The sequence below is a fragment of the Curtobacterium sp. BRD11 genome (assembly GCF_031844345.1).
GTDB lineage: Bacteria > Actinomycetota > Actinomycetes > Actinomycetales > Microbacteriaceae > Curtobacterium.
On sequence record NZ_JAUZUZ010000002.1, the window covers coordinates 668,983 to 684,732 of the forward strand.

The window sequence follows — 15,750 nt, forward strand, 5'->3', positions numbered from 1 at the left end:
GCATCTCCTTCTGCCGCTGCGGTGCGGCAGTCCTTCGGGTGGTGAGGTGCGGCATCGGGGGCGCAGGAGTGCCTGCGTGGACCTCGTTGTCGCGTCCGGTGTCCTGCTCGGTGTGACGGTCATGTGACCGTTCACATCGGCGGAACGGAGGTAATTTACGCACAGCCCCGTCGCGGCTGTCAATTCGGTTCGGTCGCGTTTTCGTAACGGCCCGCGTGATCCGGCGGAATCCGCGTCCTGACGCCCCCCGAGGTGGGGTGGTCGGGCGTCGCGCAGGGCGGACGGGAGGCGCGGGGCGGGGTCGCCACGGGCCTCCAGGCCGACGCATGCTCGCGTCAGCGGCGCCGGGGTGCGCCCGTCGATCCGCGCACCACGAGCTGCGGCACGAGGTCGACCGGACGGAGCGTGTGCCCCTCGGACGGCAGGAGCAGTTCGACGCAGCGCCGACCGAGCTCGGGGAAGTCGACCTCCACCGTGGTCAGCGGCGGCCAGAGGTGCTTCGCCTCGGGGATGTCGTCGTAGCCGACCACGGACAGGTCACCCGGGACGTCGAGCCCGTACGACCGCGCCGCGTGCATGACCCCGAGCGCCATCGCGTCGTTCGAGCAGAAGATCGCCGTGCAGTCCCGGTACCGCAGGAGCTCGCGGCCCGCGTGGTAGCCGAAGTCCGCGGTCCAGTCGCCCAGGATCGGCGGCACGACGGGCATGTCCCGGTCGGACATCTCGCGCAGGAACCCCTGCATGCGGGCCTCGGCCTCGATCCAGTCCTGCGGCCCGGCGATGTGCCGGACGTACTCGTGGCCGAGGTCGAGCAGGTGCGCGGTCGCCAGCCGGGCGCCCTCCATCTGGTCGATGAAGAGCGTCGAGCGCTCGTCCCCGCCGCTCGTGCGGAGCGCCACGTAGGGCGTCCGCATCCCGAGCTCCTCGATGAGGTCGAACACGCGCTGCTGCGGCGCGATGACGATGATCCCCTCGACGTCCTGGTCGAGCAGGTGCCCGAGGCCGTCCCGGACCGCCTCGTCAGTGGCCGCCGCGATGTTCGCGGTCGTCACCGAGTAGCCGCGCGTGACGGCGGCGTCCTCGATCGCCTGCATCGTCGCGGCCGGTCCGTAGTGGGAGCGCTGCGCGGTGAGCACGCCGATGGTGTGCGTCCGACTGGTGACCAGGGCGCGCGCGGCGCGGTTCGGCCGGTACTGCAGCTGCTCCATCGCGGCGAGCACGCGGTCCTTGGTCTCGGCGCGGATGGCGTCCGAGTTGTTGAGCACGCGCGAAACCGTCTGGTGCGAGACGCCGGCGACCCGCGCGACGTCACGGATGCTGGGCGAGCGCGGTTGCTGTGTCCGCGGTGACGCCATCGTTGCTCTCTCCTGCTCGGGGCCGTGGCACCTCGATGTGCACGTTCACATTCCGAGCCAGATCATTATGCACGTCCCCGCGCTGCACGCCAGCCGTACCCGCGTCAGAGCCAGTTGCGCTTCCGGAAGACCAGCCACAGGATCCCCGCCAGGGCGAGCATCGCCACGATCGCGACCGGGTAGCCGTACCGCCAGTGCAGCTCCGGCATGTGGTCGAAGTTCATGCCGTAGACGCCGGCGATGAGCCCCGGGGCGAAGAGGATGGCCGCCCAGGACGAGATCTTCTTGACCTCCTCGCCCTGGCGGTGCGCGGCCCGGGCGAGCTGCCGGCTCTCCTCGCCCTGCGCCAGGGAGGCGCTCGTCATCCGCCGCATCGCCTCGTTCTGCTCCTGCGTCACGAGGGTCGAGTGCAGCGTGAGGGCGTTCTCGAGCAGCGCCCGGAACGAGTCCACCCGCTCCGTCACGCGGAGGGCGTGGTCGAGCACGTTGCGCAGGCGGTGCTGCACCTCGTCGTCGACGCCGTACTTGTCGGCGCCCCGGAGCAGCCCGCGCACCATCGCCGGCACCGGGGCCGTGGCGCGCTGGAACCCGAGCACCTCGCTGAGCAGCTGGTAGATGCGCTTCGAGACGCCGGGGTCGACCTGGCCCGCGAACAGCTGGTCCTCGATGGCGTCGACCTGGTCCTGGATGACCTCGACGACCGGTGCGTAGCCGTCGACGATCTCGTCGAGCACGGCGGCGGTGACGGCTTCGGACCCCGTGGCGAGGAACGCCGGGTCGGCCTCGACCCGGCAGCGGACGGCGGCGAGGTCGGGCTCCTCGGCGTGCCGCACGGTCACCACGAACCGCCGACCGACGAAGAGGTGCACCTCGCCGAACTCGACCTCGTTCGTGTCGGCGCGGTACCAGGCGGGTCGGAGCACCAGGAAGAGCGTGTCGCCGTACCGCTCGAGCTTGGCGCGCTGGTGTCCCTTGCGGGCGTCCTCGACGGCGTTCTCGTGCAGGTCGAACTCGGCGGCGACGGCCTCGAGCTCGGCGTCGTCGGGGCGCAGCAGGCCGATCCAGGCGAGCGTGCCGTCCGCGGCCGTCGCCGTGGTGGTGACCGGGTCGGTCTCCGTGGCCCGGGACAGGGTCGCGGGACCGCCGATGCGACGTCCTGCGACGTAGACGGCGTCGTCGATGCGTGCCATGTCGTGCTCCTCGTGCTCGGGAGCAGGCAGGCGCGATGCTCCGCGACGGAGCAGGGCGAGCACGGGCACCGGTCGAGCCGGTGCGGAGCGTGCGTCAGCGAACGGGCACGGTGACGACCGGGGCGGTTGTCCGGCCCGATCGAGGATGGTCACCCGACATCGCGCCTCACCTGCCCTTCTCGTCGTCCGCGGTCGCCAGGGCGCGACCAGCGGGCCACGTTACCCGGAGGGTGGACGTGCGTCGAGTGAGCGATCGCTCAGCGGGTGACGCGCAGTCCCTGCTGCTCGAGCTCCGTGAGCTGCCACCCGAGCCAGGGGCTCCAGGCGAACGGTGCCGCGGCGACCGATGCCCGCAGTTCGTCCTCGGAGAGCCAGGCGTACTCGGCGACCTCGTCGTCCGCGGGGGCCGGGACGTCGTCGGTCACGGCGCGGAACACCGGGCAGACCTCGTTCTCGACGATGCCCGAGGCGTCGACCGCGCGGTACCGGAAGTCGGGCAGCACGAGCTCGACGTCGCGCACGGTGATGCCGAGTTCGCGCGAGGCGCGGCGGGCGACGGCGTCCTCGAACGCCTCGTCCGGTCCGGGGTGCCCGCAGAACGTGTTCGTCCACACCCCCGGCCAGGTCTTCTTCGACAGGGCGCGACGGGTCACGAGGACCTTGCCCTCGGCGTTCCGCACGTGGCACGAGAAGGCGAGGTGGAGCGGGGTGTCCTCGGTGTGCACCGCGAACTTCTCGGCGGTGCCGATGGGAGTGCGGTCTTCGGCGAGCAGGACGACGGATTCCGGGAAAGTGTTCATCTGCCCCGATAGGTTAGGCCAATGAGCGAGGAAGCGGCCACCGTGGCGCAGATCGACCTCGCACTGGTCGACGACTGCATCGAACGCTTCTTCGCGGTGTCGTCGGCCCGTGCGCGTCGGTTCGGCAGACCGTCCGAGGAACTCTGGCGGGTGCTCCGTCGAGCGAGCATGGGCGGCAAGCGCTTCCGCCCCCGCATGGTCCTCACCGCGTACGCCGGGCTCGGCGGCACGGACGCCCACGCCGCCGCGAACGTCGCCGCCGCGTACGAGCTGCTGCACACCGCGCTCGTCGTGCACGACGACGTCATCGACCGCGACTGGTCGCGCCGCGGGGAGCCGAACGTCGCCGGGTCCTTCCGTGACACCGGCACCACCGGTGGCCTCGCGCTGTCCACCGCCGAACACCGGGGGGTGAGCGCCGCCGTCATCGCGGGGGACCTCGCCCTCGTCGCCGCCGCACGCTTCGTCGAGGCGTCCGGTGTCGTCGACGACCGTCGTGCGCGGCTGCTCGAGATCCTCGACGACGCGGTCTTCGCGAGTGCTGCGGGCGAGATGACCGACGTCGACCTCGCGCTGGGCGTCATGCCCTCCGTCGACGAGGTCCTGGCCATGGAGCGGGCGAAGACGAGCGTCTACTCGTTCGAGGCGCCGCTGCAGTCCGGTGCCGTGCTCGCCGGCGCGGACGAGTCCGTCGTGGCCGCCCTCGGTGCCTTCGGTCGCGAGATCGGCATCGCCTACCAGATCGTCGACGACCTGCTCGGGGTCTACGGCGACGAGACCGTGACCGGCAAGTCCGTGCTCGGCGACCTGCGCGAGGGCAAGCGCACCATGCTCATCGCCTACGCCGCGACCACCGACTGCTGGGACGACATCGCGCCCTACCTCGGTGACCCCGACCTCGGCGAGGAACGCGCGGCCGAGCTCCGTGCGACCCTGGAGACCTGCGGCGCGAAGGCGGCGGCCGAGTCCCGGATCGCCGAGCACGCCGCCCTCGCCCGAGCCGAGCTCGCGGCCCTGCCCTACGAGCTCGCCGAACGACTGGAGCACCTGGTGTCCGAACTGCTGGAGCGCGTGCGGTGACCCAGACCGCACCACCGCGTCTGCCCCTGTACGACGCGACGGCCGAGGCTGCCTCCGGGGTCGTCATCGAGCGCTACTCGACCTCGTTCGGCCTGGCGAGCCGGCTCCTCACCAGGGACACCCGCGAGCACATCCGCAACGTGTACGCCCTGGTCCGCGTGGCCGACGAGGTCGTCGACGGTCCCGCGACCGAGGCCGGACTCGACCACGACCTGGCGCGCACCGTGCTCGACGAGCTCGAGGCCGACACCGAGCGTGCGATGGCACTGGGCTTCTCGGTGAACCCGGTCGTGCACGCCTTCGCCCGCACCGCCCGCACGACGGGCTTCGGGCCGGAGCTCACGAAGCCGTTCTTCGCGTCGATGCGCATGGACCTCGAGCGGACCGAGCACGACCAGGAGTCGTTCGACCGGTACGTGTACGGCTCCGCCGAGGTCGTCGGGCTGATGTGCCTCCGTGCGTTCGTGTACCGGGCCGGTCGGCCGACCTTCGACGACGCCGTGCTCGTCGACGGTGCCCGCGCGCTCGGGGCGGCCTTCCAGAAGGTGAACTTCCTCCGCGACCTGCACGCCGACTTCGAGGTGCTCGGCCGCTCGTACTTCCCGGGGGTCGACGTCCGCACGTTCGACGAGGCCACCAAGGACCGCCTGGTCGCCGACGTGCAGGCCGACCTCGACCGTGCCGCGCTGACGGTGCCGCTGCTCCCCGTCGACGCGCGCAAGGCCGTCGGCCTCGCGCACGCGCTGTTCCAGGAGCTCAACGACCGGATCGCCGCGTGCCCGGCGGACCGCCTGGTGACGACGCGCGTGCGCGTGCCGAACCCGGTGAAGGCGCAGCTCGCCGCGCGCGTGCTCGCCGGACGCGCCCCGCTGTCGTCCCGCGCAGCCCACCACCGGTCTGGAGGCCGTGCATGACCCCGTCCCGTGCCTCCCGTCCGTCCACCCCCGCGTCGCGGCGCGCGGTGCCGGCCCGACGTGCCGTGATCGTCGGCGGCGGCATCAGCGGACTCGCGTCTGCCGCACTGCTCGCCCGCGACGGCTACGCCGTCACCGTGCTCGAGCAGCGCGACCAGCTCGGCGGCCGCGCCGGGTCGTGGGAGCGGGACGGCTTCCGGTTCGACACCGGGCCGTCCTGGTACCTCATGCCCGAGGTGTTCGACCACTTCTTCCGGCTGCTCGGCACCACCGCCGACGCCGAGATGGACCTCGTGCAGCTCGACCCGGGCTACCGCGTCTACAGCGAGGGCGACGACGAACCGATCGACCTGCGCGCGGACCGCGAGGCGAACATCGCGCTCTTCGAGTCGATCGAGCCCGGTGCCGGTGCGCGGCTGCGGAAGTACCTCGACTCCGCCGAGGACACCTACGCGATGGCCGTCCGTCGCTTCCTCTACACGACCTTCCAGGACCTGCCGAAGCTCGCCGCCCCGGACGTCCTCCGTCGTCTGCCGAAGCTCGCCCGGCTCCTGCTGCAGCCGCTGTCGTCGTTCGCCGCGAAGGCCGTGCGGGACCGCCGGCTCTGGCAGGTCCTCGGGTACCCGGCGGTGTTCCTCGGCACCAGCCCGTACGCCGCGCCGAGCATGTACCACCTCATGAGCCACCTCGACCTGGCCGACGGGGTGCTCTACCCGAAGGGCGGCATCACCGAGGTCATCGCCGCGGTCGAGCGCGTCGCCCGTCGCGAGGGTGCCGAGATCACCACGGGTGCGACCGTCGAGCGGATCGTCGTCGAGGACGGGCACGTGACGGGCGTCGTGCACCGCGATGCCTCCGGTGCGGAGCACACCGTGCCCGCCGACCTCGTGGTGAGCGCCGCCGACCTGCACCACACCGAGCTGCACCTGCTCGACGCGGAGCACCGGACGTACCCGGAGCCGCACTGGCGGAAGCGCGACCCGGGGCCGAGCGCCGTCCTCGTCTACCTCGGCGTCGACGGTCCCGTGCCCGGGCTGCTGCACCACACGCTGGTCTTCACCGCCGACTGGGAGGCCAACTTCGGCGCGATCTTCGGCAAGGACCGACACGTGCCGGACCCGGCGTCGATCTACGTCTGCGCGCCCTCGCTCACCGACGACACCGTCGCGCCCGAGGGCTCGAGCAACCTGTTCGTCCTGGTGCCGCTGCCCGCCGACCTGTCCATCGGGAAGGGCGGCATCGACGGTGCCGGCGACGCCGAGGTCGAGCGCATCGCCGACCGCGCGATCGACGTCATCGCGGAGCGCTCCGGCGTGCCCGACCTGCGCGACCGCATCCGCGTGCGCCGCACGATCGGCCCGCAGGACTTCGCCGACGACTACAACGCGTGGAGCGGCTCGATGCTCGGGCCGGCGCACACGCTGGCGCAGAGCGCGTTCTTCCGCGAGGCGAACGTCTCCCGCAAGGTGGACGGCCTCTACTACGCGGGCGCCTCGACCACCCCGGGCATCGGCCTGCCGATGTGCCTGATCAGCGCCGAGGTGCTGCTCAAGCGCATCCACGGCGACACGTCGACCGAACCGCTGCCGACGCCACTGCCGGCACCGTCGTCGGGGCCCGCCGGGTCGTCGACGGCCGGGTCCGCCCGGACCGCGGGCTGATGCCGGGGGCGTACCTCGCCGGACTCGTGGTGTCGATCGCCGGCATCGCGGTGCTCGACGCCCGGTACCGGCTGTTCTTCTGGCGCAGCCCCCTGCGTGCCGCGGCGGTGATGGTGATCGGGCTCGTGTTCTTCCTCGTGTGGGACGTCGCGGGCGTGCACCTCGGCATCTTCTTCATCGGGCAGGGCGACCTGCTGACCGGGGTGCTGCTCGCGCCCGAGGTCCCGCTCGAGGAGGTCTTCTTCCTCGTGCTGCTCTGCTGGACGACGATGGACCTGTTCGGTGCCCTGCGTCCGGTCGTGGCCCGGCGGCTCGACGGTGCCGGGTCCCGGGTCGGGCCCGACGAGGAGCGACGCTCGTGACCGGCACGGCGACGTACGCCCTGCTCGCGGTGCCGTTCCTGGCCTTCGCGGCCCTCGTCGCCGTGGCGGCCGGAGTCGTGTCGGCCCGTCGCCGCGGAGCCGGTCGCGGACAGGCCGGTCGCGGGCAGGCCGGTCGTGGGCGGGCCGGGCGCCGGTGGGTCGGTGTGGGCGGTGTCGTCAGCGCCGTGGCGGCCGGCGTCGTCCTGCTCCTGATGACCGGCGTCTTCAACAACGTGATCGTGGGGCTCGGCATCGTCGCGTACGACGACGCGCTGGTCTCCGGGGCACGGGTCGGGCTGTTCCCGGTCGAGGACCTCGCGTACTCGCTCGGTGCCGCCCTGCTGCTGCCGAGCTGCTGGGTCCTGCTCGAGCGGCCGCGGGCCCGATCGTCCGCGCACCCCACCGTCCGCGGGGCGGGACGCGGGACCGGTACGGTCGGAACGCCGACCCAGCCACCCCGTCGACCGGAGGAGACCCCGTGACCGTGAGCAGTGCCTCCAGACCGTCGACCGCGCGCGCCCTGTTCGTGTCGTCGCGACCGATCAGCTGGGTGAACACCGCCTACCCCTTCGGCGCCGCGTACCTGCTCGGCAGCGGGGTCGGCGTCGACGGTGGCGGCGGCTTCTCGCTCGTCGCGTTCCTCGTCGGGGTCGTGTACTTCCTCGTGCCGTACAACCTGGCGATGTACGGCATCAACGACGTCTTCGACTACGAGTCCGACCTGCGGAACCCCCGGAAGGGCGGGGTCGAGGGGGCGCTGCTGGACAAGAGCGTCCACCGCACCACGCTGTGGGCGGTCGTCGTCACGAACGTCCCGTTCCTCGTCGCACTCGTGGTGCTCGGCGCGCTGAGCGGCAACGGGCCGTGGTCGTGGCTCGTGCTCGCGATCAGCGTCTTCGCGGTGATCGCGTACTCGGCTCCGGGACTGCGCTTCAAGGAGAAGCCGTTCCTCGACTCGCTGACGTCGTCGACGCACTTCGTCTCACCGGCGGTCTACGGGCTGGCGCTCGCCGGGCCGCACTGGACCGGGGCACTCGTCGCGGTCTGCGTCGCGTTCTTCCTGTGGGGTGTGGCCTCGCACGCGTTCGGCGCCGTGCAGGACGTGCTGGCCGACCGGGCCGGCGGCATCGGCTCCGTCGCGACGGTGATCGGCGCCCGGGCGACGGTCCGGCTGGCGTTCGTGGCGTACCTCGTGGCCGGCGTCGCGCTGCTGTTCTCGGACTTCCCGGGGCCGATCGCGGCGATCGTCGTCGTGCCGTACGCGCTCAACGTGCTGCCGTGGTGGAACATCACCGACGCCGGGGCCGAGGCGGCGAACGCGGGGTGGAAGCGGTTCCTCTGGATCAACTACCTGGCGGGCTTCATCGTCACGATGGCACTCATCGGCTACGCCTGGACGCACTGACGCAGGCTGCTGCACGGGCGGTGGGTGCGGCTGCACGACACTCGTCGTCGGCCTGACAGACTGGACGCACGCGCCGCGGGAGTCGTGGCGCGCCGGTCACGAAGGAGTGCACGCATGACGGTCCGCATCATCCACGTCGGTCTCGGAGGGTGGGGCGGCAACTGGGCCCGCACCGCCATCCCGCAGGTCACCGAAGTGGAGGTGGTCGGGCTCGTCGACCCGGTCCCCGCGACGCTGGACGCCGTGCGCGAGGACCTCGACCTGCCGACATCCGCCGCCTTCGCCTCGCTCACCGAGGCGCTCGCCGGGATCGAGGCCGACGCCGTCGTCATCACCGCGCCGGCCGTCACGCACGTGCCGCTCGCGCTCGAGGCCCTCGAGGCCGGCAAGCACGTCCTGGTCGAGAAGCCGTTCGCGAACTCCACCGACGAGGCGCTCACGGCGGTCCGTCGGGCCGAGGAGCTCGGGCTCGTGCTGCAGGTCAGCCAGAACTACCGCTGGTACCCGGCGCCCCGGGCAGTCAAGGAGCTGCTCGCGGCGAAGGAGCTCGGCGAGCTGTCCGCGATCAGCATCGACTTCCGGCAGTGGGACAACGACCAGCCCGTCGAGACCTACCCGCACTACCGGTTCCCGCACCCGATGATCAACGACATGGCGATCCACCACTTCGACCTGCTCCGGATGATCACCGGGCTCGAGGCCGTCCGCGTGTACGCCCGCGCGTCGTACCCGAGCCACAGCAAGTACCAGGACGAGGCCGTCACGTCGATGATCATCGAGCTCGAGGACGGTCTCGTCGTGAGCTACCGCGGCAGCTGGCTCTCGCGTGCTCCGCGGACCGCGTGGGCGGGGGAGTGGAGCATCCAGGGCGAGGACGGCGAGATCTGGTTCACGAGCCGCGACGGATCGCCGAGCGAGATCGCCGGGGACCGCGTGACGCTGCGGGCCGACCAGGACGCCGAGGCCGAGGCCGTCGACCTCCCGACGCTCGAGCACACCGACCGGCAGGGCGGGCTGCAGGCCTTCGCCCGGTCCGTCGAGGGCGGCCCGGCTCCCGAGACGAGCGGCCGGGACAACCTGCGGAGCCTGGCGCTGATGGAGGCCGCTGGTCGCTCGGCAGCCTCCGGCCGCCCCGAGGACGTGGTCCTGCCCGAGTAGGGCGCTCGCGAGCTCGGGTGCTTCCGGGCGTACCTGGTGGATCCGGGCATACCTGGTCGATCCGTTCGACCAGGTACGCCCGTTCTCACCAGCCATCGAACCCGTTCTGGGAAGGAACGGGCGCGCGGGGACGCGCGTCACGACGGACGGGAGGCGCGGGGCGCGGCCGCCACGCGCCTCCCGTCCGACGTCCACCCGGCACCACTGCCGCGGGACTCGCGCTGCGCGACGGTCCTCGTGCGCGTGCGTGCGAGGGCCGTCGCCAGGCCCGGGTCTCGGGCCCGGCGCTACGCGGCGCCGGCTGCCCTCCTGGCCTGCGCGACCGCGGCGCGCACGCCCCGCGAGAACGCGGGGCCGTGCCCGGGCAGCACGTGCCGGGCCTCGGTGTCCTCGAGCCGACCGAGCGACGCGACGGCCTCGTCGACGTCCGCCGTCGCGGCCGGCGCGACCACCCGCGGCCCGATCCCACCGGTGTAGGGGTCGAAGGTGACCAGGGCGTCGCCCACGATCAGCGCGTCGCGGTCGGCGAAGTGCAGCGCGACGTGCCCGTCCGTGTGCCCGGGCGTCTCGATGATCCACGGGTTGCCGGGGACGTCGGCGCGGGACTCCAGCGGCTGGGTCTCGGCGATCCCGTCCACCGTCGCCGCACCGGCGAGCAGCATCCGACCGAGCGGTGCGAGTCCGCCGGGGTGCACCGCGACGAAGCCGAAGCGGTTGGTCTGCGGCCGGTACGAGTACGGGTGAGCCGCCAGGTCGCGGTCGCCCGGGTGCACGAAGACGGGCGTTCCCCACTCGCGGTGCATCCTGGCGGCGGTGCCGACGTGGTCGAAGTGCCCGTGCGTGAGCAGCAGCGCCTCGACCCGAGCGGGCGTGTACCCGAGGTCGTGGACGGCGAGCAGCAGGTGCGGCCACGCGGCGGGCAGCCCCGCATCGACGACGAGCAGGCGGTCGCCCGTCTCGACGAGGTACGTGTTGGTGTGTGCGATCTCGAGGCGGTGGATCCCCTCGGCGACGTCCCGGAAGAGCATGGGCTGCACCGTAGACCGCGGTCGCTCGGTGCCATGCCGGGGACCGCCTGGTAGGCACGAAGCATGGCCAAGGACAGCATCCCCGAGCTGGAGCTCGCGAACGTGCGGACCCGCGAACGCCTGACGGACAGCGTGAGCGAGATCCGGCGGCGCTCCGACGTGCCCGCGCGCACCCGGCTGGCGCTCGCGAAGGCCCGGCAGCGCTGGCACCGCGACCCGACGCCGCTCATCGCGATGGGCGTCACCGCGGCGACCGGCATCGCGGCGATCGTCCTCGGCACCCGCATCGGGCGGACCGACGCCGGGCACCTCGACCGTCCGGCGGCGTCGACCGCGTTCACCGCGCTCCTGCCCTTCGGCGCGCGCGGTGAGCTCGACGCCGACCAGGCGCGCGGCGGACGGAAGGGGCGGAAGGCCCGGCGCAAGGCGGCCGAGGAGTCGCTCGAACGCGACCCGGTGCACAAGAACCGCGTGAAGCAGCGGGCCGGCATCGCCGCGGTCCAGCGCCGCGCGACGAAGAACCGGAAGCAGGCTGCGGCGCGGTCGAAGGCGGCGGCGAAGGCCCTCGCGAAGGCGAAGGGCTAGACCATGGCGCACAAGGACAAGACCCTCCAGCAGGAGATGCAGCACAAGCCGGCCCCGGACGACCCCCGGAAGCCGGACAGCCCGACGGACCTCACGAAGCCGTCGTTCACGTACACGCTGAAGAAGACGCTCCGCGAGTTCACCAGCGACCAGTGCACCGACCTGGCCGCGAGCCTGACCTACTACACGGTGCTCGCGCTCTTCCCCGGTCTGCTGGCGATCGTGTCGATCCTCGGCCTGGTCTCGAACCCGCGGGACACGATCGACACCCTGCTCGACGTCGTCACGAACGTCGGTGGCGGGCAGGTCGCCGAGCTCCTCCGCGACCCGGTCGAGGGCCTCGTGCGTTCGCCTGCGGCGCCGATCACGTTCATCGTCGGTGTGCTCGGCGCCCTGTGGTCAGCGTCGGGCTTCGTCGGTGCCTTCGGCCGTGCGATGAACCGCATCTACAACGTCCGCGAGGGCCGGCCGATCTGGAAGCTCCGACCGACCATGCTCGGCGTCACGGTGTTCACCGTCGTGCTGCTCGTGCTGGGGCTCCTCGTGCTCGTCTCCGGACCGCTGGCTCGGGCGTTCGGCGACGTCATCGGCCTCGGCGACGCCGCAGCGCTCGTGGTCTCGATCGTGCAGTGGCCGATCCTGCTCGCGATCATGATCGTCGTCGTCGCGGTGCTGTACTACTGGGCGCCGAACATCCGCCAGTCCAAGTTCAAGTGGGTGAGCGGCGGCGCGCTGGTCGGCATCACGATCTGGATCATCGCGAGCGTCGGCTTCGGCTTCTACGTCGGCAACTTCTCGAACTACAACGCGACGTACGGCTCCCTCGGTGGCGTCATCGTCTTCCTGCTCTGGATCTGGATCACGAACAACGCGCTGCTCTTCGGTGCGGAGTTCGACGCCGAGCTCGAGCGCGGCCGCCAGCTGCAGGCCGGCATCCGGGCCGAGGAGGACATCCAGCTCCCCGAGCGCGACACCCGCCAGATCGAGAAGCAGGACGAGCAGCACGCCAAGGACGTGCTCGAGGGCATCAGGATCCGCGAGAGCGCCGGGCGCTCGAAGGACTGACCGGCTCCTGCACAGCGGCGGCGGCCGGCCCCGCCCTCCACAGCCGGGAGGCGCGGTGCCGGTCCGCCACGCCCGCTCCGTAGGGTGGGACGCATGACCGACACCGCTCCCGCCTCCGCTGACCGTCCGACCGCACTCGTCACCGGGGCGACCCGCGGCATCGGCCGCGCGATCGCGCTGGGGCTCGGCCGCACCCACCACGTCCTGGTGGGCGGCCGCTCCGCCGACGCGGTCGCCGCGCTCGTGGCCGAGCTGCCGAGTGCGTCACCGTTCGTCGGCGACCTCGGCGCGGGCGACGTGCCGGACCTGCCGGCGTCGCTCGACGTCCTGGTGCACAGCGCCGGGGTCGAGCAGGGCACCCGCATCGCGGACACCTCGCGCGACGTGTGGGAGCAGGTGTTCGCCACCAACGTCTTCGCGGTCGCCGAACTGACCCGGCTGGCGCTCCCCGCGCTCCGGGCCGCGCGGGGCATCGTCGTGACGATCAACAGCGGCTCTGGGTTCACCGCAGGTCCCGGCGGCGGTGTGTACGCGGCGTCGAAGTTCGCGCTCCGGGCCTTCGCGGACGCGCTGCGCGAGGAGGAGCGGGCGAACGGCGTGCGGGTGTCGAGCGTGCACCCGGGCCGCACCGACTCCGACATGCAGCGCGCCCTGACCGAGAAGCTCGGCGAGGACTACGACACCGCCTACTACCTGGCGCCCGAGGACGTCGCCGCGGCCGTCCGGACCGTCGTCGACCTGCCGGAGCGCGGCACGATCGAGTCGGTCGCGATCCGGCCGACCCGGAAGCGGTAGCCGCCGGCCGGGTCGGCGCGGAAGGGCTACCGCAACGCGATCCGACCCGTCAGGTCGAGCCGCTCGAGGAAGGTCTCGTCGTGACTGGTCACGACGAGGGCGCCGCGGTACGCCCGGAGCGCCGCCACGAGCTGGTCGACGCTCGTCAGGTCGAGGTCGTTCGTCGGCTCGTCGAGCACCAGGAGCTGCGGCGGCGGGTCTGCGAGCACCAGCGCGGCCAGCGCCACCCGGAAGCGCTCCCCGCCCGACAGCGAGCGGACGGGCCGGTCCACCGTGTCGCCGCGCACGAGCAGACGCGCGAGTCGGTTCCGGAGCTCCCCGTCGGGTACGTGCGGGGCGTCCCGCCGGACGTTCTCGAGCACCGTGGCGTCGTCGTCGAGTCCGTCCCGACGCTGCGCGAGGTACCCGATCCGGTCGACGTGCGGCACGGCCGCGGTGTCCGGGACCGGGTGGTCCCGTGCGGTGGGGCTCCCGACGAGCTGGTCGAGCAACGTCGTCTTGCCGACGCCGTTGTCGCCCGTCACGGCGAGGCGTTCCGGGCCCTGCACGACGGTGTCCCGCCCGCGCACGGTGATCGTCGCGATGCGCCGTGACGCCGGCACGTCCGGGTCTGGGAGCGCCACGTGCAGGGGCTCGTCGTCGCGCAAGCGCAGTTCGGCCTCCCGGACCGCCGACAGGGCCTGCGCCTCCGCCGAACCGTGCGCCGTCCGGAGCCGACCAGCGGTCTCCTGCGCCTTCTTCCGCTGCTCGTTCGCCAGGATCTTCGGCATCGAGCGGCCCGCCTTCTCGCCCGCCCTCGCCCGGCGCGCGATCGTCGTCTCGGCCTCGATGCGCTGCCGCTTCTCCGCGCGGTGCCGTTGCTCGGCGACGCGGACCTCGCGGGCGACGGCGGCCTGCTGCACGGCGAGGTGTTCCTCGTACGCGCTGAACGTCCCGCCGAACACCGTCGCCGAGCCGCTGCGGAGCTCCACGGTCTCGTCGACGTGCTCCAGCAGCTCCCGGTCGTGACCGACGACGACGAGGGTGCCGCGCCAGCCGTCGACCAGGTCGAGCAGGGCCGCGCGGGCCCGACGGTCGAGGTTGTTCGTCGGCTCGTCGAGCAGTGCGATCGGTCGTCCCCGCAGTCGGATGCCGGCCACGGCCGCCAGGACCGCCTGCCCGCCCGAGAGGGTCGTGACGGGTCGGTCGAGGTCGTCGCCGTCGAGTCCGGGGACGTCCGCGAGCGCTGCGGCGGCACGCTCCTCGACGTCCCAGTCGTCGCCGACCGCGTCGAGGTGTGCAGCCGAGGCGTCGCCGTCCAGGACGGCTCGGAGCGCCGTCAGCGTCGTGCGGATCCCGAGCAGGTCCGCCACGGTGTCCCCGGGGCGGGCGTGCAGCCGCTGGGGCAGGTGGTCCACCGCACCGGTCGTGCTGACCGAGCCGGACGTGGGCTGGAGCCGGCCCGTGACGAGCCGGACCAGCGTGGACTTGCCGGCGCCGTTCCTCCCGACCAGGCCGGTGCGTCCGCGGCCGAAGGCGGCGGTGAGGTGGTCGAGCGCGACGGTGCCGTCGGGCCAGGTGAAGGTGAGGTCGTGCAGGACGACGGACGGTGCTGCGGGCATGGGGGTGCCTCCCGGATCGTGAGCTGGGCGCACGACACCGGACCCGCGGCGACCGGAGGGGTCGGCACACGGGAGCGCCCGAGGGGGCGCGACGACCAGGGCGCCCGACGGGGCGCGACGATCACGGTGTCAGCGCGAGGACTGCGCGGTACCGGTGATCGACTGCAAGGCTGCTCGTTCCGTCGGGGACCCCCGTGTCCGCCACCCGTGCTGCCGGTCGGTCTCCCGCCCCGGCGGCCCCGCGTGACGACGAGGTGTCACCCACCGTAGGGCGGACGCCGCTCCTCGGCAAGAGGTGACAGGCTGGGGGCATGCCGGAGAACCTGCTGCCGAACCCGACCGCGAACCCCGCGACCCTGCTGCCGGAGGAGCCCGAGGTGACCGCCGCGCTCGCCGCCGACGCCCCGGTGTCGAGCGTCGTCGTGTCGCACCCTTCCTCGAGCCTGGCGTGGGCGCTCCTCGCCGACGAGGCCTGGGCGCGCGGCGCGACCCTCGAGTCCTACGCCTACGCCCGCGTCGGGTACCACCGCGGCCTCGACGCCCTGCGGAAGGCGGGGTGGCGCGGTGCCGGGCCGGTGCCGTGGTCGCACGAGCCGAACCGCGGCGTGCTCCGGGCGCTCTTCGCCCTGCGCCGAGCGGCGTCCGCGATCGAGGAGCCGGGCGAGCCCGAGCGCCTGACGGAGTTCCTCGACGCGTCGGACCCGGAGGCGCTCCGCGCCCTCACCGCCGGGGAGTAGCGGGGCGCCGTGGC

The 15,750-nt window shown here is 72.7% G+C and carries 16 protein-coding genes; 11 read left to right on the forward strand and 5 right to left on the reverse strand.

Features of this window, described 5'->3' with window-relative positions:
• Nucleotides 1-335 precede the first annotated feature (335 nt).
• The 3 genes from Q9R28_RS07890 to idi form a co-directional block, all read right to left on the reverse strand.
• Nucleotides 336-1,355: a LacI family DNA-binding transcriptional regulator gene (locus Q9R28_RS07890; protein ID WP_066651865.1), complete on the reverse strand. Its 1,020-nt coding sequence runs from the start codon at nt 1,353-1,355 to the stop codon at nt 336-338.
• Nucleotides 1,356-1,459: 104 nt separating this feature from the next.
• Nucleotides 1,460-2,545, reverse strand: a complete 1,086-nt coding sequence (locus Q9R28_RS07895) for a magnesium and cobalt transport protein CorA (protein ID WP_311205830.1) — start codon at nt 2,543-2,545, stop codon at nt 1,460-1,462.
• A gap of 257 nt (nt 2,546-2,802) precedes the next feature.
• Nucleotides 2,803-3,345: an isopentenyl-diphosphate Delta-isomerase gene (gene idi, locus Q9R28_RS07900; protein ID WP_066651866.1), complete on the reverse strand. Its 543-nt coding sequence runs from the start codon at nt 3,343-3,345 to the stop codon at nt 2,803-2,805.
• A 21-nt stretch (nt 3,346-3,366) separates the two neighbouring features.
• Between idi and Q9R28_RS07905 the strand changes: the two genes are divergently transcribed.
• From Q9R28_RS07905 to Q9R28_RS07935, 7 genes are all read left to right on the forward strand, one after another.
• Nucleotides 3,367-4,425 carry a polyprenyl synthetase family protein gene (locus Q9R28_RS07905; protein WP_311205831.1) on the forward strand — a complete coding sequence of 353 codons (1,059 nt, stop codon included), beginning with the start codon at nt 3,367-3,369 and terminating at the stop codon, nt 4,423-4,425.
• Nucleotides 4,422-5,339, forward strand: coding sequence for a phytoene/squalene synthase family protein (locus Q9R28_RS07910; RefSeq protein ID WP_209684186.1), 918 nt, complete (start codon nt 4,422-4,424; stop codon nt 5,337-5,339). The genes Q9R28_RS07905 and Q9R28_RS07910 overlap by 4 nt, the downstream gene beginning before the upstream one ends.
• A complete protein-coding gene (crtI, locus tag Q9R28_RS07915) occupies nt 5,336-7,000 on the forward strand; it encodes a phytoene desaturase family protein (protein WP_311205832.1) in 1,665 nt (554 codons plus the stop codon). The genes Q9R28_RS07910 and crtI overlap by 4 nt, the downstream gene beginning before the upstream one ends.
• Nucleotides 7,000-7,362, forward strand: a complete 363-nt coding sequence (locus Q9R28_RS07920) for a lycopene cyclase domain-containing protein (protein ID WP_311205833.1) — start codon at nt 7,000-7,002, stop codon at nt 7,360-7,362. The genes crtI and Q9R28_RS07920 overlap by 1 nt, the downstream gene beginning before the upstream one ends.
• On the forward strand, nt 7,359-7,844 hold the full coding sequence (locus Q9R28_RS07925; RefSeq protein ID WP_311205834.1) for a lycopene cyclase domain-containing protein: 486 nt from the start codon (nt 7,359-7,361) through the stop codon (nt 7,842-7,844). Before Q9R28_RS07920 ends, Q9R28_RS07925 begins: the two co-directional genes overlap by 4 nt.
• Nucleotides 7,841-8,767 (forward strand): prenyltransferase, encoded by a 927-nt coding sequence (locus tag Q9R28_RS07930; protein ID WP_144411207.1) that lies wholly within the window; start codon nt 7,841-7,843, stop codon nt 8,765-8,767. Before Q9R28_RS07925 ends, Q9R28_RS07930 begins: the two co-directional genes overlap by 4 nt.
• Before the next feature lie 114 nt (nt 8,768-8,881).
• Nucleotides 8,882-9,925 carry a Gfo/Idh/MocA family oxidoreductase gene (locus Q9R28_RS07935; protein ID WP_311205835.1) on the forward strand — a complete coding sequence of 348 codons (1,044 nt, stop codon included), beginning with the start codon at nt 8,882-8,884 and terminating at the stop codon, nt 9,923-9,925.
• Between the two features lie 287 nt (nt 9,926-10,212).
• Here the strand turns inward: Q9R28_RS07935 and Q9R28_RS07940 are convergent, their stop codons facing one another.
• The gene (locus Q9R28_RS07940; protein WP_311205836.1) at nt 10,213-10,953 is read right to left on the reverse strand and encodes an MBL fold metallo-hydrolase; all 741 of its coding nucleotides are present in this window, start codon (nt 10,951-10,953) and stop codon (nt 10,213-10,215) included.
• A 63-nt stretch (nt 10,954-11,016) separates the two neighbouring features.
• On the opposite strand from Q9R28_RS07940, the gene Q9R28_RS07945 reads away from it, so the two are divergent.
• From Q9R28_RS07945 to Q9R28_RS07955, 3 genes are all read left to right on the forward strand, one after another.
• On the forward strand, nt 11,017-11,538 hold the full coding sequence (locus Q9R28_RS07945) for a hypothetical protein (protein ID WP_209684174.1): 522 nt from the start codon (nt 11,017-11,019) through the stop codon (nt 11,536-11,538).
• A gap of 3 nt (nt 11,539-11,541) precedes the next feature.
• A complete protein-coding gene (locus Q9R28_RS07950) occupies nt 11,542-12,603 on the forward strand; it encodes a YihY/virulence factor BrkB family protein (RefSeq protein ID WP_066651884.1) in 1,062 nt (353 codons plus the stop codon).
• A 93-nt stretch (nt 12,604-12,696) separates the two neighbouring features.
• Complete coding sequence (locus tag Q9R28_RS07955; protein WP_311205837.1) at nt 12,697-13,398, forward strand: SDR family oxidoreductase; 702 nt, start codon at nt 12,697-12,699, stop codon at nt 13,396-13,398.
• A 26-nt stretch (nt 13,399-13,424) separates the two neighbouring features.
• Here Q9R28_RS07955 and Q9R28_RS07960 read toward each other — a convergent pair whose 3' ends face one another.
• The gene (locus Q9R28_RS07960; protein ID WP_311205838.1) at nt 13,425-14,999 is read right to left on the reverse strand and encodes an ABC-F family ATP-binding cassette domain-containing protein; all 1,575 of its coding nucleotides are present in this window, start codon (nt 14,997-14,999) and stop codon (nt 13,425-13,427) included.
• A 311-nt stretch (nt 15,000-15,310) separates the two neighbouring features.
• Between Q9R28_RS07960 and Q9R28_RS07965 the strand changes: the two genes are divergently transcribed.
• Nucleotides 15,311-15,736: a DUF3151 domain-containing protein gene (locus tag Q9R28_RS07965; protein WP_209676372.1), complete on the forward strand. Its 426-nt coding sequence runs from the start codon at nt 15,311-15,313 to the stop codon at nt 15,734-15,736.
• The last annotated feature ends 14 nt before the right edge of the window (nt 15,737-15,750 follow it).